Raw genomic sequence first — 21,268 nt, forward strand, 5'->3', positions numbered from 1 at the left:
ACTAAATTCAGTCATGCCGATTAGGAAAACACTTCTATTTGCCTTGTGCAATTATCCAAATAAACTTGTTTAGGGTCAAAATAATAGTCAATAATATTTTCTAAAATCAAAAGTGATCATCAATCACTTTAACAATGTTGTTGTACCTTTTTTACACTTTTCTATTAATATAAACATCCTTTCTATTCTAAAAAACATAAGTAAAAGTAGTTAATTATTTTAAATTCTTCTATGTCTTCTCGCTATATGCTAAATATTTTATAAGCGAAAGAACTATTTTAAAATATAGCTATATTTTTTAAAATTATAAAATAATAGTTATTTTGATAGTTCTGCGTGAAAAATTATAGAAAGATTTTTTAAAAATAGGCAGGTCAGGTTAGTATTAATTTGAAGGATATTAAGCATAGGAAAAAGCATTTCATTATAAATACAGAAAAAAATAGTTTTTACGATTCACAAAGGATTGTTTATATTTTGTCTTAATGAGAACATCTGATCTGGAGTATTTAAACAGATACAGGAGGAAAATAATGAAGGGAAAAATTTATGCTAAGGCGCAACAGGTTGGCAAGACATTCATGTTGCCAATTTCGTTGCTTCCGATAGCGGGATTATTTCTAGGATTGGGTGCTTCTTTTACCGGTCCGACTTTTATAAAGTTGTATCACTTGGAGAGCATTTTATCGCCAGGGATGCCGTTAAATAGGTTTTTAAGCATTTTAAATGACTGTGGCTCCGTTGTTTTCGACAATCTAGGGTTGCTATTTGCTGTCTCTATAGCGTTGGGAATGGCAAAAAGTGAAAAAGGGGTCGCTGCGCTTTCTGCGGTTGTAGGCTACTTTTTAATGTACGCTTCCTTAACCAGTTCAATTAAAAATCTCAGAGACCTGAGTCAGCTAAAAAAGGTTAATGGCTTAATTACAAATGTGTTGGGTTTTAACAATACCATGAACCTGGGAGTGTTTGGGGGCATTATCATTGGTTTAATAGTCGTATGGCTACACAATAAGTACTACAATATTAAACTACCTGATGTAATTTCATTTTTTGGCGGTACTCACTTTCCGCCAATAGCCGCTGCGGTTTCTGGCGTAATAATAGGAATTTTGCTTTCATATATTTGGCCTTATTTTGCTGCAGGAATTTCTACTTTGGGCTTCTTTATTGCTAAATCAGGAGTAGTTGGTTCCTTTCTATACGGATTAATCTACAGAATGTTGATACCATTTGGCTTACACCACATTTTCTATTTGCCATTTTGGCAAACAGCGGTAGGTGGAACGGCTGTTGTTGCTGGACATACCGTACAAGGTGCCCAAAACATTGTCTTTGCACAATTGGCTGCTGGCGGTAAGATTTCGTATGAAGCTGCCAGATTCTTTTCCTTCCAATTTCCGGAAATGATCTTTGGTTTACCAGCAGCTGCCCTGGCAATGTATTCTGTAGCCCGTAAAGATAAACGAAGTGAAATTAAGGGACTTTTAGTATCTTCTGCAGTAACTTCCATTTTAACTGGAATTACCGAACCACTGGAATTTACTATTTTATTTGCCTCACCATTTTTATATTTTGGCGTTCACTGTGTACTTTTCGCTTTTTCTGCAGTCTTTGTGACCTTGCTGAAAGTGGGAGTAGGTTTTACCTTTTCCGGTGGCTTAATAGACTTTATTCTTTACGGTGTGTTACCCGGAAATGCTAGAACTAATTGGGTTCCAGTTATCTTCTTAGGTATTGCTTATTTCGTTGTTTACTACTTCTTGTTTAGATTTGTAATTACTAAGTTCGATCTCAATACGCCTGGTCGTAAAGAAGATACTACTTTAAAAACCAAGAAAGATTATGTTGATAACAAGAAATTCACTGCTCTAACTAAGGATGAGCAAGTAGCTTATGAAATAGTAGCAGCTCTAGGTGGAACTGATAATTTAGTGAATGTTGACAACTGTGCCACAAGGCTGCGGGTAACAGTTAAAGACGGCAATTTAGTAGATAAAGAAACCTTAACCTCAACGGGAGCTGCCGGAACAGTAGTTAACGGTGCGTCTGTTCAGGTAATTTATGGCACCACTGTCGGCAACATTAAAACAAATGTAATGGATTTGATTAATAGTGGCAGAGCGCCAAAAAATGTTACAAATGCAGTTAAGCCAGTAAAAAGTTTGAAGTTAGATTCAGACGATAAAAAAGTTCAAAAGTCAGTTGAAACGGGTCCGAGTCAAGAAATCGCACTATTTGCTCCTGCTGATGGACAATTGGAATCATTGCCAACCTTAAATGATGGGGTCTTTTCTAAAGAAATGGTTGGTAAAGGCTTTGCAGTCTTGCCTGAAAACGGCAATATCTATGCTCCAATTGATGGCACAATAACATCTATTTTTCCTACCAAACATGCAATTGGCATGAAAGATGAAAATGGCATTGAGTATCTTTTGCATATGGGATTAGATACTGTTGAGCTTAAAGGCAAAGGCTTCAAAATTCTTTGCTCTGAAAAAGAACAAGTCCATCAGGGCGACAAACTGGCAGAGATGAATTTAACAGAAATTAAATCTGCTGGAAAAGCAACTGACGTTATTTTCGTAGCTACTCTGTCTGACAGATTGTTAGATGTCAAAGTTTTAGAAAATGGTAAAGTTGCTGCTAAAGATCAAGTAGCGCAGTTGTTTGTTAAAAAATAATTGATTATTACGTCACATTTCTACGTTAGAACATATTGCTGCGTGTAGAAAAACCAAGCTTTTCGTTTAGAAAGCCTGGTTTTTGTTTTACTCAAAAATTAAATTGATGGCAAATGTGAAATAGGGTTTAGTTGCCAATTTGCTCATCTACCACTTTTTGCCATTGCTTACTAAGTTCAGTCATGCCAATTAAGTAAAATTCTTCTATTTGTCTTGCGCAATTATCCAAATAAACCTGTTTAGGGTCAAAATGATAGTCAATAATATTTTCTAAAATTAAAAGTGACATTTTACTAAAGCAAGTTATTGGCTGAGTATGAATTTCGTGGGACTTTGCTATTAGATTCCTGGCTTCTTGGTATTTATTTTTATCTAGGCACATACTAATCATATTGATTAGAACTCCCAATACCGTAAACTGTACCTTATTATTATCGCTGTCTTTAAATTGGTGAAAAATTTTGTTAGTAATAATCAAGTTGCTGTCAAAATCATAGAAATACATACAATTCAGGAAAATTGTGAGTGTTTTGCGAGTAAAGTTCTCCTCGTTAAAAAATTTATTTTTTAATTGTTGGATTTCTGCAGTACTTAATTTTTCTTTGGTACCATCTATAATAGCTAAGATTGCATTCACACTTAGCATTAACTCATTTTTACTAGCAAGCCTGCTATTGGCAATTGCCTGTTTGATTTCTTCTAGGCGCTTAATATCAAAATTATAGTAAGCATCTATAATTTGCGTATCAATCTTATTTTTTAAATTAGTCTCATTTTCAGCTTGGTAATCAAGTTGTTTAAAAAAGCCAGCAATTTCAACGTGATTTTGCCGTAATAATTCAATTAGGTCTGCCGCTGAAATGCGCGTCAGATCTTTTTCTACTTTGGAGTAAAAAGAGGGGCTGATAACGTCACCAATCCATGCGCGTTGAGTTTTGCCAGCTTCTAGACGATACTGCTTAAGTAACGCACCAATAGTCATAATTTACCTCACTTGCCAATTTTTGTGTCATATATGAAATTTTATTATTCTTAATTTTAGCTCAAGTACAATTAAAAAAGAAGAGAGTTAAACGGGAGAAAAAATTATGACTATCTTTTTTAAAAACAAAGAATATCGCAAGTTTTCAATTGCCAGTATTTTATCCAGTGCGGGAGATATTTTATTCTATTTAGCGCTGATGACTTATGCCAGTCGGCTCAAAAATTATTCGCTGGCTTTATCATTAATTGCTATTTCGGAATCAGTTCCCAGGCTGTTTTCCAGTGTTGGTGGCTATCTAGCTGACAGGACACAGAATAAATTTCAAAAAATAGTCTGGATGGCTATGATCAGAGGAGCGCTCTATTTACTAGTCGGCTTTCTTTTTAGCCAGAACATCGCTGGCTGGAATCTGGTAATTATGGTGATTATCATCAACTTTATTTCTGATACAGCTGGAACTTATTCTGGTGGACTGACTACACCACTAATTATTAGTCTGGTTAAAAAGGATGAGATCGCTGAAGCTGAAGGTTTTACTAGCGGTGTTTCGCAAGTAATCACTTTGATTAGTCAGTTTGTTGGATCAGGTCTTTTATTGTTTATGTCATATTCTGCGCTGGCTGTAATTAACGGTCTGACTTTCGTTGTGGCAGGGTTGATCTATTGCAATATTGCCAGGAGTAAACGTAAAAAAGGCAATTCAACTGTTACACAAGAAGTCGATGATCGTGGTTTTTGGTCCACCTTGGCCTTAGCATTAAAGCAAGTTAAAAAGGCTAGTGGCTTAATTACTACCGTACTGGTTATCGCCGTTTTAAACGGAGTTCTCAGCACGATCGAGCCCTTGATTTCTATTGTCATTGCGGGCAATCGTCAGGTGATGGTCATTGGCACCTATAGTTTTACAATCGCGTTAATCGGTGCTATGGCGGGAATTGGCGCTGCTTTAGGCAGTATTTTTGGTACTAATCTATTTAAAAATGTTAGCCTTTATATCATCATTATGTTTGCCAATATTGCTGGAGCAAGTGTCATAATTGCCATTTTAAGTAAACAAATTTGGTTCTGTTTAATAACTTATTGTATCCTAGGCTTCTTTGCAGGAACTGCTACTCCAAAATTAACCCAATGGATGGTAGGTGCAGTTGATCATAAAATTTTGGCGTCCTCTGTTGGTCTGATTAATACGATTTTATTAATTGCCAGTCCCTTAATGACAACTGCTTTTACTACCTTATCGGCTGTGACAAGCGTCATCTATTCTCTTTGGGGCCTGTTTATCGTCAGTATTCTGCTCTTTGTAATTACCTTATTGGTGATGAGAAAATCCGCACAAAAAGGGGACTAGCAACCATTTGGCTGGTGAATTTGAAGTATCTAATTTGTTAATCATTACAAATATGATTGATTTCAATTCTATTTGTTTGGCTAATCTAGGCATAAAAATAAGACCTCTGAAATTGTCTTAATTCGGGGGTCATATAATTTTAGCATTATGATAAGTATTACCGCTTTTACAGTTAGCTATTGTAGCAGTTTTGTAATCAAAACTAAAGGGACTCATAATCACCGTATTTTTTTATATTTTTTTCGGATTTAAATGGATTGTTAGTTTTCTTGTTTTTACACTCAAAATTATTTCTTTCTAAAAAATATTAATAAGTATAAAAAGATATCCTGATGAAGTGTAATATTTCGTGTAGGATAATTTTTGCTATAATAAAAAAGTGCACTGGCGACCACCAATGCACAAGCAAACTTAGAAAGGTCGTGACTCTATTTGGGGACGTTCTTTTATGCGCTTGGCTGGTGGTGTATCTTCAGTACACCAAAATCAAGAGCGCTAACGTGCCAAATGTTGCCAGCCTAATTGATTAACAATGTTAATTAATTTCCTAGTAACATTGTAACATTTGCGTACGATTTTTGGAACCATCTGGCTTATTAACTTAGTTGGATGGTTTTTTGTTCGGCTGAAAATCTTGGCTATATTGCTTCTTTTAATCTGAAAAGAGTTCAATATAAAATGACGCATTAATCCGATATTGCGACATTGGATGTTATTAATCAGAAAAGAGTAAGGATCAAATTAAAAGGACTAACTTCGATTGAATATCGAAAGTTAGTTCTCCGTTAGTAGTTAATAAGGTGTTCTAATTTTAGGGTTTACATCACTGCTTTATTCAAAGGCAGTCTTTTTCTTACTTCTTTTGGAATCGTAATTTGGTTTTTAGATATCATTTTTGCTTGAACAATCATAATTTTTCCCTTTTTCAGATTATTGCAATTAATATGTGTTTTTTAAAAACAAGACCATTGTTAGCTTCACAACACATTATGGAATTATCTACAGAAAAACTGCTTGCTAATCTTTCTGAAAAACTACTTTTACAATTTTGAGTATCTTTCCCATATAGTCATCAGGTAGTTGCTCTAAATACTGAAATGGTCGATTATGATAATCGATTGTAACTAGCTGATCTAGCATGACTACGCCCTTTGTTTGAGATGCAGCAGGATAATGGGTAGCGTTTTTTAGTAGTTGATATAGGAGCAAACACAGCAATATGAGCGTATTTTTCAACCTCTTTATAGCTTAAATATAAATAAGGTCGTTTGCTAGATTGTTCATGCCACTGCTTAAGGCGTAAATCATTAATAGAATAGATCCTTGCTTAATTACCACATTTCATTTCCTTTTCTCTCATTCGGTAACTTAATTTTGGTATCAAATTCTTTCCCTGAATAATCTTTAAAAAGTTCTTCAAAAGTTAAAACATGTGTATCTTCTTGTTTTGCCATTATTACTTTGATGTCCTCAATTTTAATGTTTAAATGATCTCCTAAAGTAGCGTTTAATGCTTGCAAGACTGCTTGGCTTAATAGCATGTCTTTAGATTTACGCTATTAGATAGGGCAGCTCTAATCATATTTTCCCCCCTGAAAAAAATAAACAATGTATATCCTAAAAATTATACAATGTTTATCTACAAAGATCAGACAAAAAAGTATCCTGAACGGAATATGATGTGACCACCAAAATTAGGATACTTAATTAGTTGTAAGTTAGTTCTTATTTATTAACACTTTTTCTCAAGCTGAAAAAGATAATCAGAATAAAGTTAATCAGTAGCGTGAAACCTGTAGTCCAGAAAACTGTAGCGTAGTTGAACAGACCGGAAATGGTGGAACCCATGATTGAACCAAACACAGAGCCAACTGCTTGGAAAGACTGATTATAACTAAAGATACGGCCAAAACTTTCGGCCGGAGTGTTCAATGTCAAAACAGTCTGTGCAGCCGGTAACATTGCAGCACTGGCAATTCCCAGCAGAAAACGCAATCCTGCCAGCACCCAAGGCGAATGAGTTAAGGCCATAGGAATAAAGAGAACAGCTCCTACTATTAAACCTAGGCGTAAAATTTTTAGTGGTCCAATTTCATCCATTTTGTGTCCGATTTTTGAAGCAGCCAGCAGCGTTCCGAGACCTGGGGTTGCGGCTACGATCCCCGCCACAAAGGCGATGTTTTTGCTATTAGGCATCATCGATTTGACATACAAAGAAACAATTGGATCAATTGACATGTTAGCGGCCTGCACTAACAGGGTAGTCACGAACATGACTACAATCAATTTAACATTGGGTAGAGAGTGCATGATCTCTTTCATCGGCTTCATTTCTTCGCGGGAAATTGGGGTAAAGTTTTCATGAACTAAGAATGTCGACCCTAAGAAGACGAGCACCATCAAAAAGCCGGTGATGAAGAATGGAATCCGGTAGCCCCAGACTCCACCAAGCCAATTACCGAAGAAATTTGACAAAACACCACCTAAAAGTGGTCCGACTAAGTTTCCAGCAGTACCGGCAGTCATCATTTGACTCATTACCCAGCCACTTTTTCTGTGGGGAGTTTCTCCTGCGATCAGGGCGGTAGCGTTGTTAATGTAGCCGGAAAAAGCACCCTGAATAAAACGCATGACAATTATGTAAATAGCATTAGGGGCAAAACCGGTAGCAGTAATGGTTAAAGCCATGACGCCAGAGGCCCGCATGCACATTAATTTACGACCCTTGCGGTCAGCCAAGTTGCCCCAATAAGGTGAAACAATTGCCTGAGCAATAAAGGTCATGGCAAATGCAAGACCGGAATACATGCTAATCTGCAACTTGCTGTAGTGACCCAGATCAGCGATAAATAGTGAGATAAAGGGCATTGTCATGGAATAGCCCATGCCTGTGATAAAGCAGCCTAGCCATAAAGTGACAAAAGCTTTATGCCAGCCAGCCGGAAATTTTTCGGAAACTGTCAAAACGTCCTCGCTTTCTTTTTAATATTTTTCTAAAAAATATGATATCTTTTCTATTTTAGCACAATAAATTTGCTAAGAATTTGCTAAATAGATGATATTTTCATATTAAACATGTTAGGATATTATTTCTGAAAGGAAGGGATGTTGGTATGGGAAGAGATTCGCACTTAACTAGGCAGGAATACCGTCAAAAATACCGCCAAAAATCCCAGTCGCACACAAACAAGGCGCCAAAGGCAACGATTAGAGAAAATAATACTTCTAAAACTCGTGCCGACTACCGCCATTTAAAGTTAAATTTCTGGGATATTTTTGCAGATCGGCCATACATCGCGGTGGCAATAGTTGTTTTGGCTATTTTCTTAGTTATGGCTAAACTCTGGTGGCTTCTTGCTGCGCTGGCAATTGTGGTCGCAATTGGCATCTTTGTGATTGGCCGCAGTCATCATCCTAACCGTGTACTTAGCCTCGAATTTAAAATGAAGTCATCCCGGAAATTAAGCATGTTACGAGCTTTGCAATTTGGTGGCTCGATTATCATGTTTCTGGCTACTTATATGAAAAAAGTGGCAACAGTTAATTTTTCCACAGCTGGTTCGACTGATGGCTTGCAAGTCGTTCAGGGCATCTTGTCTAATCGTGGTGGCGTTTATGGTCAACAGGGATCATACTTCTTGAGTTTATTAAATACCCTAACTGGTGGACAGCTGTGGGGTAAATATCGTTATGCGGCTAACAGTGCGCAAATGATGAGCAGTGGCGCAGGTCGTTTAATTATTATGTGGGTTCTGCTCTTAATGATTGCACCGGCATTTTGCGTTTTAGCACAATTTTTTCGGGAACCATATTCGCGCAATACGGCCTTGGTAGCTTCAATCATAGCTACTGTCAGCTTTGTATTAACTCCTCGTTTATTGAGTAAGTGGATTGTAGAATACGCTGTCGAAAATCGTATGGCCAGCAGTCAAGCTCAGGCTGCCATTAGTGTCGGACCCATGGCCTATGTGGCAATGCTTTGCGCAATTTTAGTTTTAGTTATTTCAGTTTACCGGGTAATTAAAAAGGACAGATTCGTTTAAAACCAGAAAAAGTTTTAAATTAAAAACTGCTTTGAAAAAGCAGTTTATTATATTTGCATACCAAATTTATTTTTACTTAATATTGTAAAAGTATAGGTTTGTCTTTAGAATTAAGTTAAATAATAAAAATATCATCTGTTTAAAATTTTTTTTGACTTAAATTGTAAATAGGAGGGGATTATTTATGCTTAATGATATTGTTCTGATTTTGCTAATAGTGGATGCTATTTACTTAATATATCTAGTTTGCATCAGATTAACACACAGAACACCGCAGAATTCTAAACTTATCCAATTTTATCAGAAGGAGCATTTACGGTGGACTAAAGTTAAGTACTTCTTCCTTGTAGTTCCTGTTGTTTTATTTCTTCTGCCATATGATAATAGTTGGAATAATTATGTAACATCCTTGTTTGTGCGCATTATTGGAATTGTTTTGTGGACGTTGATATTTGTGATTGGTGACTTTCTCGATGGGAAAATGTATCACTGGTTTTTCAAAAAATAATACGGATAAGTAAAAAAACATAAGCACCTCAGGTTAAACTTGAGGTGCTTTTAAAGTGAAACTATTTTTATTATTTGAGTTGTTTGAATTAAGCAATATTTTGATAAAAATTAATGCTTATCTAAAATTTGATATGCTTTAGATAGCAAGTTATCCAAGTCTTTATCACTAACATGTCCAACAATTTTACCATTTCGACCGGAAAAATCATAATTAGGCATTTGAAAAGTAACTACACTACCAGATATCCCACTGCCGATATCAGCAAGACGATAGTATAGACCACGATTATCTTTTTTAAGATCATGAGTAAGAGGCATGCAGATAACGAGTCCTGTTTTTTGATTATATGCATTATTTGATATAACTATCGCTGGTCTTTGAATATTGCCAGATTGGGAATTATGACCGCCTTCTTCTCGTCCTGCATGTGATTCAGCATCTATTTAAATAATATCTCCTTGTTTGGGTGCTACCACGGAATATTCTCCTTACCAGCCTGCATAGTATCAGGGTTACCTACTTGTTCAATTTCTTTTTTAAAATCAATATCGTCGTATTCTCCATTAAACCACGGATTAGAGTCAATAGCTTTCTTATAGATTAAAGTATCGTTATCTTTTTGAAACAATTCAAATCGTTCACCAAGTTTAACCCCCGCCTTACTTGGAACCGTGAGGACTATGGAATTACCAACTTTTCTAGCAACAAAGTTACCCAGTTTCTTTTTCATTAATACTAGCTCCCTAATTTATGTTAGTACAAGTATACACCGCACCCGATGAGATTTCGATTATGTCTCTGGAAAATTTAGGTGATCTTGATTTTAAGCAGCAATATAGTCTTAATAGCGACTTAGCACATTTAATATAATATTTTCAATGCGATAAAGCCTTAAGACTAAAATACATAGACAAATCATGAGCCAAAAGCTTAATTAAATGTCTAATATATTTTTTAAATAAAAGAGCCCCAAGTTTAGGACAACTTTTGGAGGCTCAGTACATATTAACTTTGTGTTTATATTTATTTACCTTTTTGCTCTGAAAAAGATAATTTCTCTTGCAGCAATGATCGGACCGGATGATTGATAGATAGTCAAATGCACTTTTTTAGCACGGACATCTCGCAGACCAACCACCTTGTTTTTCGTGTCAGCTTTCCACTGCAAGTGGTCTGCATAGGTAGTATATTGCTCGCCATCCGTTGAAACAGCAATTGATATTGCAAGAGGATCACCATTATGATCAATATTTCGTGGCACATAGACCATTCTGCTTAATTTCTCAACTTTTTCAAAAGTAAAGGTTAGTTCCAGTGGTTGTTCAGGTGAAACAGTTTGCCTAGTTTGCCATTCGCTTGCCAGTTTAAGATCAGTTAAATAAGACAGGGGATGATTTTCTTTGCTGGTATAGTTGCTAGTCACATCAATGTTTTCAATAGCATAATCTTTAGCAGCATGCTTGGTAATAACGCCGAAAAGATCAGACCATTCAGAAACTTTATTTCCTATTACATACCGCATTCTAATGATATAGCGAGTATTGGGAGTTAATTCGTGAAAAGTGAAATTTTTGCCGGTAATGCCCACATAAAGGAGATTATTAACTTCTATCTGAACTGCACTTTCATGAGGCCAGGCAAGTTCGAACGAATGAGCTGAAATTTTACTTGAATCAACTGCCGGCAATTTAGGTGAAGGCAATACGCCACTGGTAATTTCATGTACTAAAACTTTCTTGCCATAATTAAAATTGTGCACTGTAATTTCGATTTTAGTTGTGGTAATGTCTCGACTTGCTAATTTTATTTGCAGGGCAGTTTGCGTGTTCTTGTGATATTGCTTAAATTCATCCAAGCCATAATTAGTATTGTAAAAAATACCTTCACGAGCATGGTTGAAAGCGTCAAGCGAGCCGTATTCTTCCACTGGGACAACTTGATCGTTAATTTTAATAGTGATGCGATCAGGGTAAGAATCACACAAAATAGTCAACTTAGTAGGCTGTTCAACATCTTGGTTTTCCCAGTTGCCTTCAACTGGTGGAATAGTTACCAGCAACGTTTCATTTTCAGTTTTACTGAAAATTTTTGTGGTAGAACCATTGGATTCAGCGGCTTGAGAGTTATCGTTGTAAATAACTGTCTCACTTTGATCTTGTGGGTAAAGCAGAAAATCACGATTGCCCCAGTCAAAAATACTGCCACCGCGAACAAAGACTGGCAGGTGCCATAATGGAAAAGATAAATTATTGTAGACCTTGCCACCGGCATATTTTTTACCTGTAAAAAGATCAATCCACATTGTCTTCTTCCCGGGTAAATACAGATTATCTTTGCGTGAATCTCCGTTTTCATCTTCACGGCCATTAGTAATTGGTGCAATTAACAAATCGGAGCCTAACATGAATTCATTGCCAAACTGTGCTGTGTAATTAGCCAGCTCGTCTGGAAAGTCACTGAAAAGGGGACGCATGATTAACGCGCCATTTTTTGCCTGTTCATTTAGTGTATATAGGTAGTTAGTCAAATGCTGGCGCAATTTGAGGTAAGCCAAATTAATGTCGGTTATTTTCCTATTATAAGCAAATGGGTTTTTACTGAAGTTGCCCTGATCATCGAAGTTAAAGAGCAGTGGGGTAAAACATTTCCATTCAAAATCACGGACATTGATTTGTGCATTGCCACCGCCTTCTAGTCCATCAACCGCTGCACCAACTAAAGGTTGACCTGAAAGATTTGCTCCGAGCATACCAGCTACTTGTGTAGCAACATTGCCCCAGTTGCCGCCAACATCACCGAAGATCAGTGCGGCGTTTTTTTGCATGCCGGTACTGCCGCTATCAGCCAGCATTAGTGAACGCTTTGTTTGTGAATCGCTTTGAAGCTGTGCTTTATCTTTAGTCGCTATTTCATTAGTAGTAAAAGTAAAAGCAGTTTTTTCCGGTAATTCGACTTCGCTTTGGTGCCAAAATCCGGGATGAACGTCTTGGTTTAACGCATATTCATTAAAGAAACTGAGAGCTTGTTGATTGTTGGCTTGAACACCATAATTGGGCACAAACCAGCTCAAAGGAAAATGCATGGCGTGATAGCGATCAATTAGTGCCCGCGCGGAAAACTGGTAGTTTTCTTCGCCGTTAAGTGAAGCTTTGCCCGATGCGGCTTTTTCATCTTTTGTACGAGTATAATAATTATTGCCAATTTTACTGGCATTGCGCTCTTTAGCCTGACTTGGCTGCCATAAGGTTGTGCAGAAATTGCCAATATGACCCAAGCCTAAGGCGTATTTGGGCAGTAACATTGGTTTACCCGTTAAAGTATAATAGTGCTGCAAAATTTCCTGAGGATTAGTACCAAGAAGGTAAAATGCATCAAAAACTGCATCTTGGTGGGTGAGAACAGTAACTCCTCTCTTAGTTTTGCCAAAATCATAAGTTCCGGCTGCAGTAGTGTTTCTTAATTCGCCATAACCAGCATTCGACCAGAAAAAGGGGACAGGCATAATGACGCCACCTTTACCGGTTATTTGGTCATGCTTAATTGCGATTTTGTGCCCTTTGTGACTAAAATAGCCATTTTGCAAGCCGCCACCATAAAAAAATTCATTTTTATTTTCTGTTAAAAACTCACGGGTCCTGGTAGAACTAAGTTCAAGTGGTTGAGATTGATGCATCCTGTTATGGTGCAAAGATTCATCAAAAATACTTATGACAGCTGGATTTTGTCCAAAAATAATTTGGTAATTGCCATTATGGATAATTAAGGAATCATTGGTGGCTCTGACCTGCGACTTTGCAAAGGCAGAATTATCAAACTGGGCTAAGTGAATAGTTTCCGTTCGATTTTCAGTAAAATTTTGCTCTGGATCAATTAAAAGACGAAAAATGCCGTCAGCTAAGACGTAAAAGCGCGCAATTTCGCCCGTGGCAAAATGTAATTCGTAATAGTGGTCACACTTGCTGGCACCAGTAAGTGCTCCTAGTTGATGTTGATTTGTTTGTATATTTTGAATCATATTTCTTGTTTCCTAATTAGTTACCTATACCACTATTATAACTAAAAAATAAAAAGTTTCTGTACTATTTGAAATTGAACTGGTAAAGACCAGTTGATTAAGCTAAAATTAAGCTATAAATACGAGTTTTATTTTAAAAAGAAAGGCAAAAATATTATGACTTATTATATTCATGCAGATAAATTCTTTCTTGAAAATGTGACAGAACAAGGTGGTTACCTAGAAGTTCAAGATGACGGCAAATTTGGCTTTTATTATACTGAAGATCAAAAACCTGAAGGCAAAATAGTAGACTATAAAGGCAAATGGATTGCACCAGGACTGGTTGACACACATGTGCACGGTTCACTAAAAGAAGACGTGATGAAAAGTGATTGGGCGGGAATCAACCGTCTGTCAGAAGGCTTTTTACGGTCTGGCGTTACCAGCTGGCTGCCAACGACTTATACTGCCGGTGCAGATACATTAAGCAAAATTTGCCAGATGTTTGGCGCCCATAAGGGTGAAGAAACTGGGGCCAAAATTCAAGGGCTGCATTTTGAAGGACCATACTTTACTGCAGAACATGCTGGTGCAGAAAACCCTAAATATTTGATTGATCCTGATATTAATCAATTTAATGAGTGGCGTGAAGAATCTAAAGGGCTGCTGAATAAAATATCTCTTGCGCCTGAGAGAAAAGGTGCCCGGGAATTTATCCGTGCTGCTGTTAAAGAGGGTGTAGTTGTTTCTTTGGGGCACTCGAGTGCTGACTTTGAAGAAGCTAAAGCCGGTGTTGAAGCTGGTGCAACAATGTTTACTCATACTTTTAACGGAATGCCTGATCCTTCACACCACGATACATCAATTTCTAACGCTGCGATGGCTCTGCATAATGTTACTGATGAGTTGATCTGTGACGGTCACCATGTTCAAAAAGAAATGGTGCGAGCATTGGTTCAGCTTAAAGGTGCTGAACACATTTGTTTAATCACAGATTGTATGGAAGCTGGAATGATGCCTGACGGTGACTATATGTTAGGTGAATTGCCCGTTTATGTTAAAGAGGGCATGGCTCGTTTGAAAGGTGGCAATAATTTAGCCGGCAGTATTTTGCAATTAAAGACTGCGGTCAAGAATGTTGTTGACTGGAATGTTGCTACCCCTGAAGAAGCTGTTATGATGGCTTCTTATGTTCCGGCTAAGAGTGCGCACGTACTCGATAAATGTGGTTCAATTGCACCTGATAAGGACGCAGATTTCTTAGTATTAAACCCTGACATGACTTTAAGTGAAACTTATTTAAATGGTGAGTCACGCTACCAGGCATAAAGCAGCTTATTAATTATTATATAGAATAAAAAACCAATTCATTAACTTGAACTGGTTTTTTTATTTGCACAATTTTTTATAAAAACTATATTTAAGCACATATTATATACTATATGCTGTTAATATAAGCTTAATTAATTGCACTTTTTACATGCTGGTTATAGTCTAATCATATAGTACGTGCTAATAATAATTAAATAGACGGAGAGTGAAAAAATGGCTAAAACAGGACAAGATAGGTTGAATGACCCATTTTTAAACAAAGGTACTGCTTTTACAGAAGAACAGCGAAAAAAGTATCAGCTGGCAGGGATGTTACCTCCTAAGGTGCAGTCATTAGAAGAGCAGGCGCGGGAAGTTTACCTGCAGTATCAGGAAAAATCAACTAATTTGGAAAAGCGCATTTTTTTGATGACTGTTTTTAATACTAATAGAGTGCTGTTTTTTAAGGTCTTCAGTGAGCATGTTACCGAATTTATGCCGATTGTGTATGACCCGACGATAGCTGAGACTATCGAAAATTACAGTCATTTGTTTGTAAATCCGCAATATGCCGCATTTTTGTCAATTAATGAACCTGATCAAATCGAAGATAGTTTGAAAAATGCGGCTGATGGCCGTGATATAAAACTAATAGTGGTTACTGACGGTGAAGAAATTTTAGGAATTGGTGACTGGGGTACACAGGGAGTTGACATTTCTGTTGGCAAGTTGATGGTTTATACTGCTGCAGCTGGTGTTGACCCGGCGTGTGTATTGCCAGTAGTGCTAGATGTTGGCACTAATAATGACAAATTACTTAATGATTCCCTTTATTTAGGTAATCATCAGCGTCGCGTAAGCGGTGAACCATATTATCAATTTGTTGATCGCTTTGTACAAGCTGTAGAAAAATTGTTTCCGGGACTATATTTACATTTTGAAGATTTTGGCCGGGATAATGCTGATAATATTTTAAAACATTATCGTGATCATATTTTAACCTTTAATGATGATATTCAAGGCACCGGTGTCATTGTTTTGGCCGGAATTCTCGGAGCATTGAAGATTAGTGGTCAGAAATTAACAGATCAAAAGTATGTCTGTTTTGGTGCCGGAACAGCTGGCACAGGAATCGTTGAGCAAGTCTATGCCGAGATGCTGCAAGCAGGCTTACAACCTGAAGAAGCGCGCAAGCATTTTTACTTGGTAGATAAACAAGGTCTGCTTTTTGAAGATACGCCTGAACTAACACCTGCTCAGAAACCATTTGTCAGGAAACGTTCTGAATTCAGCAATGCTGACCAGCTTAAAGATTTAAAGAGTGTTGTAGAAGCAGTTCATCCTGATATTTTAGTGGGAACTTCAACTCGTTCAGGTGCTTTCACTCAGGATATTGTATCGGAAATGGCAACCCATACCGAGCGGCCAATTATTTTCCCATTGTCAAACCCAACTCAATTAGCGGAGGCAAAAGCAGAAGATTTAATTCATTGGACTAAAGGCAAGGCTTTAGTAGCAACTGGTATTCCTGCTGATCCAGTTGATTATGAGGGCACTAAGTATGAAATTGGACAAGCCAACAATGCTTTGGTCTATCCGGGACTTGGCCTTGGCGCTCTGGCAGTTAATGCTAAGATTTTAAGTGATGAAATGATTAGTGTAGCGGCCCACTCACTTGGCGGCATTGTTGATTCCAGTAAACCAGGCGCAGCAGTTTTGCCACCAGTTGAAAAACTAAATGTCTTTTCTCAAACTGTAGCAAAAGCTGTGGCTAACAAGGCAATTGCCGATCACCTCAATCAAAATGATTTTCAAGATGGTGACAAAGCAGTGGCTGCACTTCGCTGGGCGCCTGAATATAAAGATGAGCAGGAGTGAGAATAAATGCAAGCCTTTATTACTTCATTAACTAGCGTTGTTGAACTGTTGCTTGTAATTGCTTTAGGGTATTGGCTGCGAACCAGTGGCAAACTGGGCGATCAGTTTAAGGGCAATATTTCCTATTTAATTATGAATATTGCTTTACCAGCTTCAATTTTTGTTTCGGTCTTAAAATACTTGAACCGGCAAAAATTGTTTGGCTTAACAGGCGGATTGATCTATGCCATTATCTGTTTTGCTCTCAGCTATTTGTTCGCCTGGATATTATGTAAGGTTTTGCGGATCCGCAAAGGTCGCCGCGGTACTTTCATTAACGCCATTACGAATGCCAATACTATTTTTATTGGGCTGCCTTTAAACATTGCCTTATTTGGGCAAAAAAGTATGCCGTACTTTTTAATTTATTATGTGTTAAATACGGTTTCTACCTGGGCAATTGGTGTCTTCTTCATTTCTAGCGATGACCCAACTGAACAAAAAGGAAAACAGCAAAAATTCAACTGGAAAAAATTGTTGCCAGCACCATTAGTCGGTTTTCTCATTGCCTTAATTTGCTTATTAGTTGAAGTACCAATTCCTAGCTGGATTACGGCTGTATTGAGCATGGTTGGCGGCATCGTCACGCCAATGTCACTGATTTATATTGGTATTATATTGGCAGATGCCGGTTTGAAGTCAATCCACCTTGACCGCGATACCATTTGGGCATTGCTTGGCCGCTTTATCTTAGTACCGGCTTTAATGATGATTTTAATTGTTGTTGGTGCAAATTGGTTGCCATCCTTGACAGGTCTAGCTAAACAAACCTTAGTTGTGCAATCTGCTACTCCTGCTTTGGCAGTTTTGCCAATCTTAGTGGGTGAATCGCACGGAGATGTGCAATACGCTACCAACGTTGTGACTACCTCAACAGTTTTATTCGTAATAGTTGTACCAGTAGTTTTGGAAATCACGCAAATGCTAATATAATTAATAAAAATTCATGTTATAAAAACCCGTCTTTGATCATGTAGATAAGGCGGGTTTTTGTTTGGAAAATATTTTAAATTAAAGTGCTATATTATTAAGTTGTTAATCCAACTTTTTACCAAATCGTTTTTGCATTTTATTGCTAGTATAGCCCAGTTTTTCGTAAAATTTATGAGCACCTAAACGTGATTCTCCTGAATTTAACCTAATTTCTTTCATGCCTAAATTTTTAGCCTGTTTTTCCAAAGTATGCATAAGTTGACTGCCAATGCCTTTCTTTTGCACAGAAGAATCTACTGCTAAAGCTAAAACGTTGAACATGGGGTCAAAATAGGTTTCTTCAAAAACTTCTGCATGCAAATAACCTTCAACTTTTTTGGTATTATCATCTTCAAAGACCCAGAGATAATGATGCGCAGGATCATTTAGCAGCCTTTTAATGTTGGCAGCCGTTTTTTCTACAGGATAATCATAACCTAGTTCAATTTGATTGATTTTTTGAATAGCTGGACTGTCAGCAACTTCACATTTTCTAATCATGAAAATTCCTTTCTTATATTTATTGCTTTATGAGTTAAAGTTATTTTAGCGCTCTCAATAATAATTAGGAAGCTCTTTTGTATGTCTAGATATAATAAAAGCACTATTAAAGTTGTACTGCCAAATTTAATAGTGTTTTTTTAATTCTGAACAAGTGGTATCATTAGTGTAAGCTTTTTCATTTTTGACTAGTGCGAGTGTAAACAAATAAGGAGAGAACAATTGCATTCTAAAGCGGTAGACTCAAAAGCATCTCTTGTAAATTTATTTTGGGACCAATTTTTATTTTTGTGGCAACTAATAAAATCGCGCTTTCTTTTTTGGTTAGGCTTAATAAGCTTTGTAATACTGATGTTGAAATTAATGCCGAATTCTGCTATAGTTCCTATTTTTTTCATGGGTGTTGATTTTAACGCTGTTAAATCACGCCAAGTTATTTTGCCTGTTTTTTGGTTTGTTTATTTTGTAGTACCGCTATTAATAGTCTTAAGCGGTTTTAAACAATTGTGGCAAGCAAGGGGAATGCAATTGCGAGGACTCAGATACTCTCCTTTAGGTTTCGCTGCAGTTAACGTTGGATTAATGGGATTAATCACCATCATCTATGTGGTACTAACAGAAGGAATTATGGCTTTAGTGACTGATTATTCCTGGCTAAGAAATTTTAAGCTATTACAATTTCACGGATTACCAGCTTTATTAGTATTGTTTATTATCAATTTTTTAGGAATATTTCTGTTGTTGATAATTCAGGCCACTATCGGTCGCTTCAATGCTCCACTGGGCATAATTATTCCTTTTAGTTGGCTTATAATGACTGTTTACACCACTTGGAAATATAATCCGCTCAATAGTTTAATGTTGTTGCGGGTCAATAAGAACAATATTCTGCTGTTATTAGCTACAACGCTATTAATGCTAATTGTCTATTTAATTACTGACCGTTACAGTGAACCGGATTATTAAAAGTCTAATTCTACTATTTTTAATAATTCTAAAATGGTACTATGAACGTATAGAATTAAACGATAATTAAAAACTAAGAAACAAAAACTGGCTATTTATAATAGTCAAATTAATTTATCTTTATTGTTGCGGCTGTCCTCACTCTTAAAAAGAAGGTCTTTATGAAACGTCTGTTTTGGAATCAATTACTATATTTATGGCAAATAATCCGCTTCCGTTTTATTTGCTGGCTAAGTTTGATCTGCTTTTCAATTATTTTTCTCAGTGCGCAGCTAATTAACAGTTCAAATACTTCTATATTTAATCTCTTCTTTGCCGATACCAGTCAAGGTGCATCTTTTAATTTTATTTTGTGGCTGGTCTATTTCTTAATACCGCTGCTTATTGTATTAAATAGCTTTAAACTGCTTTGGCAAACTACCATTATGCACCTAAGAGGATTACAAATTCCACCGAAAAATTTTACTGTTGTCACTATGTTATTAATGGGAGTAATAGCTTTTGTCTATGTGTTTGTTACACTTTTAGTTATGTTGCTTGTTACGGATTTATTTAAATTGCCCTCTTTGTCTTTTTTTGATTTAACTGACTGGCAGGCAATCCCACTACTTTTCATAAACAATTTTTTGGGAATATATCTGACGCTTCTTTTGCAAGGTACAATTGGAAAGTTTAATTCGGCATTGGGTCTGATTATTCCAGCTTCACTTTTGATAATGACATCTCTTTTAAAATGGCAATTAAATCCTTTGAATTGCTTGATAATCATGAGATTTAATTTCCCTGGCTTTTTATTATTATTGCTGGCAACTTTGATTATGGTGATTGTTTATGGGATTATTGACCATTTCTTTAGTGTAGAGTAAGGAGCAAAAAATGAGTTTTATTGAATTAAATGAAGTAGGAAAAATAGTGAAAAGACGGCCACTATTGCATGATGTTAGTGCAGATATTACAGAAGGCAGTATCACTGTTTTAGAAGGAATAAATGGTTCTGGTAAAACGTTAATCTTAAAAGCAATTTTAGGTTTAATAAAAACTAGTGGGGAAGTCATAGTTAATGGTAAGAAGATGAAGGTCCAAGAGCCTTATCCAATTAAAGCGGGAATTTTAATTGAAAATCCCAGTTTAATAGAAGAATTTACTGCTTATAAAAACTTAGAACTATTAGCGAAATTAGATCCAGATATTCAAGAAAAGCAGATTAATGATTTATTGGCGTACTTTGATTTAACCAGGTTCCCTAAACAAAAAGTTAAGAAATTTTCACTGGGGATGAAGCAGAAATTAGGAATCGCACAGGCTTTTCTCGGAGCCTATCCGTTAATTATTCTGGATGAACCCACCAATGCGCTGGATCATGAAAGTATAGGTAAATTAATCAGATTGATTGACGGCTATAACCGTAAAGGTTCAACCTTTGTTATTGCTTCGCATGATCATGAATTTGTGAACAAAGTCGCCACGCAAAAGCTATATGTACAAGAAGGAACAATTAATCATGAAAAATAAAAAAATATTATGGAGCTTCTTCGTGGTAATAATAATTGTAGTTGGCTGCGTGGGCTTTTATCGCTACCGCCAGGTAAACGCCCATCCTCAGCAGTATGGTGTGAATAAAGAACAGCTTTTTCACAAAAATGAATTGGTAAAAGCCTATCACGTTGACTTTATTGTTCATAAAGCTGCAGTTAAGAAAAGTAAGGACGCTGTACAAGCCAAAGTCAAATTTCATATACGTCAAACTGGTCAGTCATTCTATGGCGAGAAAAAGAACAATCCTAATTTTAGAGAAAATATGTATCTAAATAATCCTTATGGTATAAGCAATCCCTCAATAAAATTGTATGACAAAAGTCTCCACAGTATTAATCCTGATAAAGCATTGGCACACGGCAAGCAGCCTTTTACAATATTTTTTACCATTCCGCGTTATTCATATGACATGCGCAATCAAAAATTACGTTTCAGTTTCTTGGTACCAACTAAGAAACACTATGTCAAATATTCGCTTCTGCTAGAATAGGGAGAATAAA

At 36.6% G+C, this 21,268-nt stretch carries 19 protein-coding genes; 11 read left to right on the forward strand and 8 right to left on the reverse strand.

Annotation, left to right across the window (positions count from 1 at the left end; translation table 11 throughout):
- Positions 1-533: 533 nt before the first annotated feature.
- Entirely contained in the window at positions 534-2,681 is a 2,148-nt protein-coding gene (locus AAA926_RS05655; protein ID WP_338212071.1) for a PTS sugar transporter subunit IIABC, read from the forward strand.
- Between the two features lie 127 nt (positions 2,682-2,808).
- On the opposite strand, the gene AAA926_RS05660 is transcribed toward AAA926_RS05655, so the two are convergent.
- Positions 2,809-3,663 (reverse strand): helix-turn-helix domain-containing protein, encoded by an 855-nt coding sequence (locus AAA926_RS05660; RefSeq protein ID WP_338212072.1) that lies wholly within the window; start codon positions 3,661-3,663, stop codon positions 2,809-2,811.
- 106 nt (positions 3,664-3,769) lie between these two features.
- Here AAA926_RS05660 and AAA926_RS05665 point away from each other — a divergent pair, with 106 nt between their 5' ends.
- Positions 3,770-5,014, forward strand: coding sequence for an MFS transporter (locus AAA926_RS05665; RefSeq protein ID WP_338212073.1), 1,245 nt, complete (start codon positions 3,770-3,772; stop codon positions 5,012-5,014).
- A gap of 1,017 nt (positions 5,015-6,031) precedes the next feature.
- On the opposite strand, the gene AAA926_RS05670 is transcribed toward AAA926_RS05665, so the two are convergent.
- From AAA926_RS05670 to AAA926_RS05680, 3 genes are all read right to left on the reverse strand, one after another.
- The gene (locus AAA926_RS05670) at positions 6,032-6,154 is read right to left on the reverse strand and encodes a hypothetical protein (protein WP_338212074.1); all 123 of its coding nucleotides are present in this window, start codon (positions 6,152-6,154) and stop codon (positions 6,032-6,034) included.
- 191 nt (positions 6,155-6,345) lie between these two features.
- Positions 6,346-6,468 carry a hypothetical protein gene (locus tag AAA926_RS05675; protein ID WP_338212075.1) on the reverse strand — a complete coding sequence of 41 codons (123 nt, stop codon included), beginning with the start codon at positions 6,466-6,468 and terminating at the stop codon, positions 6,346-6,348.
- A 271-nt stretch (positions 6,469-6,739) separates the two neighbouring features.
- Positions 6,740-7,978: an MFS transporter gene (locus tag AAA926_RS05680; RefSeq protein WP_338212076.1), complete on the reverse strand. Its 1,239-nt coding sequence runs from the start codon at positions 7,976-7,978 to the stop codon at positions 6,740-6,742.
- Between the two features lie 149 nt (positions 7,979-8,127).
- Between AAA926_RS05680 and AAA926_RS05685 the strand changes: the two genes are divergently transcribed.
- Positions 8,128-9,057 (forward strand): cytochrome C5, encoded by a 930-nt coding sequence (locus AAA926_RS05685; RefSeq protein WP_338212077.1) that lies wholly within the window; start codon positions 8,128-8,130, stop codon positions 9,055-9,057.
- A gap of 184 nt (positions 9,058-9,241) precedes the next feature.
- The gene (locus AAA926_RS05690; RefSeq protein ID WP_338212078.1) at positions 9,242-9,565 is read left to right on the forward strand and encodes a hypothetical protein; all 324 of its coding nucleotides are present in this window, start codon (positions 9,242-9,244) and stop codon (positions 9,563-9,565) included.
- 110 nt (positions 9,566-9,675) lie between these two features.
- Here the strand turns inward: AAA926_RS05690 and AAA926_RS05695 are convergent, their stop codons facing one another.
- The 3 genes from AAA926_RS05695 to AAA926_RS05705 form a co-directional block, all read right to left on the reverse strand.
- A complete protein-coding gene (locus AAA926_RS05695) occupies positions 9,676-10,011 on the reverse strand; it encodes a type II toxin-antitoxin system PemK/MazF family toxin (RefSeq protein WP_338212258.1) in 336 nt (111 codons plus the stop codon).
- Between the two features lie 26 nt (positions 10,012-10,037).
- Positions 10,038-10,298 carry a hypothetical protein gene (locus AAA926_RS05700; protein ID WP_338212079.1) on the reverse strand — a complete coding sequence of 87 codons (261 nt, stop codon included), beginning with the start codon at positions 10,296-10,298 and terminating at the stop codon, positions 10,038-10,040.
- A gap of 297 nt (positions 10,299-10,595) precedes the next feature.
- The gene (locus AAA926_RS05705; protein ID WP_338212080.1) at positions 10,596-13,583 is read right to left on the reverse strand and encodes a glycoside hydrolase family 31 family protein; all 2,988 of its coding nucleotides are present in this window, start codon (positions 13,581-13,583) and stop codon (positions 10,596-10,598) included.
- 156 nt (positions 13,584-13,739) lie between these two features.
- Between AAA926_RS05705 and nagA the strand changes: the two genes are divergently transcribed.
- The 3 genes from nagA to AAA926_RS05720 all read left to right on the forward strand — a co-directional run bounded on the left by nagA (position 13,740) and on the right by AAA926_RS05720 (position 17,726).
- Entirely contained in the window at positions 13,740-14,894 is a 1,155-nt protein-coding gene (gene nagA, locus AAA926_RS05710) for an N-acetylglucosamine-6-phosphate deacetylase (RefSeq protein ID WP_034981109.1), read from the forward strand.
- A gap of 216 nt (positions 14,895-15,110) precedes the next feature.
- Positions 15,111-16,754, forward strand: coding sequence for a malolactic enzyme (locus tag AAA926_RS05715; RefSeq protein WP_338212081.1), 1,644 nt, complete (start codon positions 15,111-15,113; stop codon positions 16,752-16,754).
- A gap of 6 nt (positions 16,755-16,760) precedes the next feature.
- Positions 16,761-17,726 (forward strand): AEC family transporter, encoded by a 966-nt coding sequence (locus AAA926_RS05720; protein WP_122053008.1) that lies wholly within the window; start codon positions 16,761-16,763, stop codon positions 17,724-17,726.
- Between the two features lie 102 nt (positions 17,727-17,828).
- Here AAA926_RS05720 and AAA926_RS05725 read toward each other — a convergent pair whose 3' ends face one another.
- Complete coding sequence (locus AAA926_RS05725; protein WP_338212082.1) at positions 17,829-18,266, reverse strand: GNAT family N-acetyltransferase; 438 nt, start codon at positions 18,264-18,266, stop codon at positions 17,829-17,831.
- A gap of 363 nt (positions 18,267-18,629) precedes the next feature.
- Here AAA926_RS05725 and AAA926_RS05730 point away from each other — a divergent pair, with 363 nt between their 5' ends.
- The 4 genes from AAA926_RS05730 to AAA926_RS05745 all read left to right on the forward strand — a co-directional run bounded on the left by AAA926_RS05730 (position 18,630) and on the right by AAA926_RS05745 (position 21,258).
- On the forward strand, positions 18,630-19,232 hold the full coding sequence (locus AAA926_RS05730) for a rhodopsin (RefSeq protein WP_338212083.1): 603 nt from the start codon (positions 18,630-18,632) through the stop codon (positions 19,230-19,232).
- Positions 19,233-19,393: 161 nt separating this feature from the next.
- Complete coding sequence (locus AAA926_RS05735) at positions 19,394-20,098, forward strand: hypothetical protein (protein ID WP_338212084.1); 705 nt, start codon at positions 19,394-19,396, stop codon at positions 20,096-20,098.
- Between the two features lie 10 nt (positions 20,099-20,108).
- The gene (locus AAA926_RS05740; protein WP_338212085.1) at positions 20,109-20,744 is read left to right on the forward strand and encodes an ATP-binding cassette domain-containing protein; all 636 of its coding nucleotides are present in this window, start codon (positions 20,109-20,111) and stop codon (positions 20,742-20,744) included.
- The gene (locus tag AAA926_RS05745) at positions 20,734-21,258 is read left to right on the forward strand and encodes a hypothetical protein (RefSeq protein WP_338212086.1); all 525 of its coding nucleotides are present in this window, start codon (positions 20,734-20,736) and stop codon (positions 21,256-21,258) included. The genes AAA926_RS05740 and AAA926_RS05745 overlap by 11 nt, the downstream gene beginning before the upstream one ends.
- Positions 21,259-21,268 lie beyond the last annotated feature (10 nt).

Source organism: Lactobacillus juensis, assembly GCF_036246285.1.
GTDB classification, from domain to species: Bacteria; Bacillota; Bacilli; order Lactobacillales; family Lactobacillaceae; genus Lactobacillus; species Lactobacillus juensis.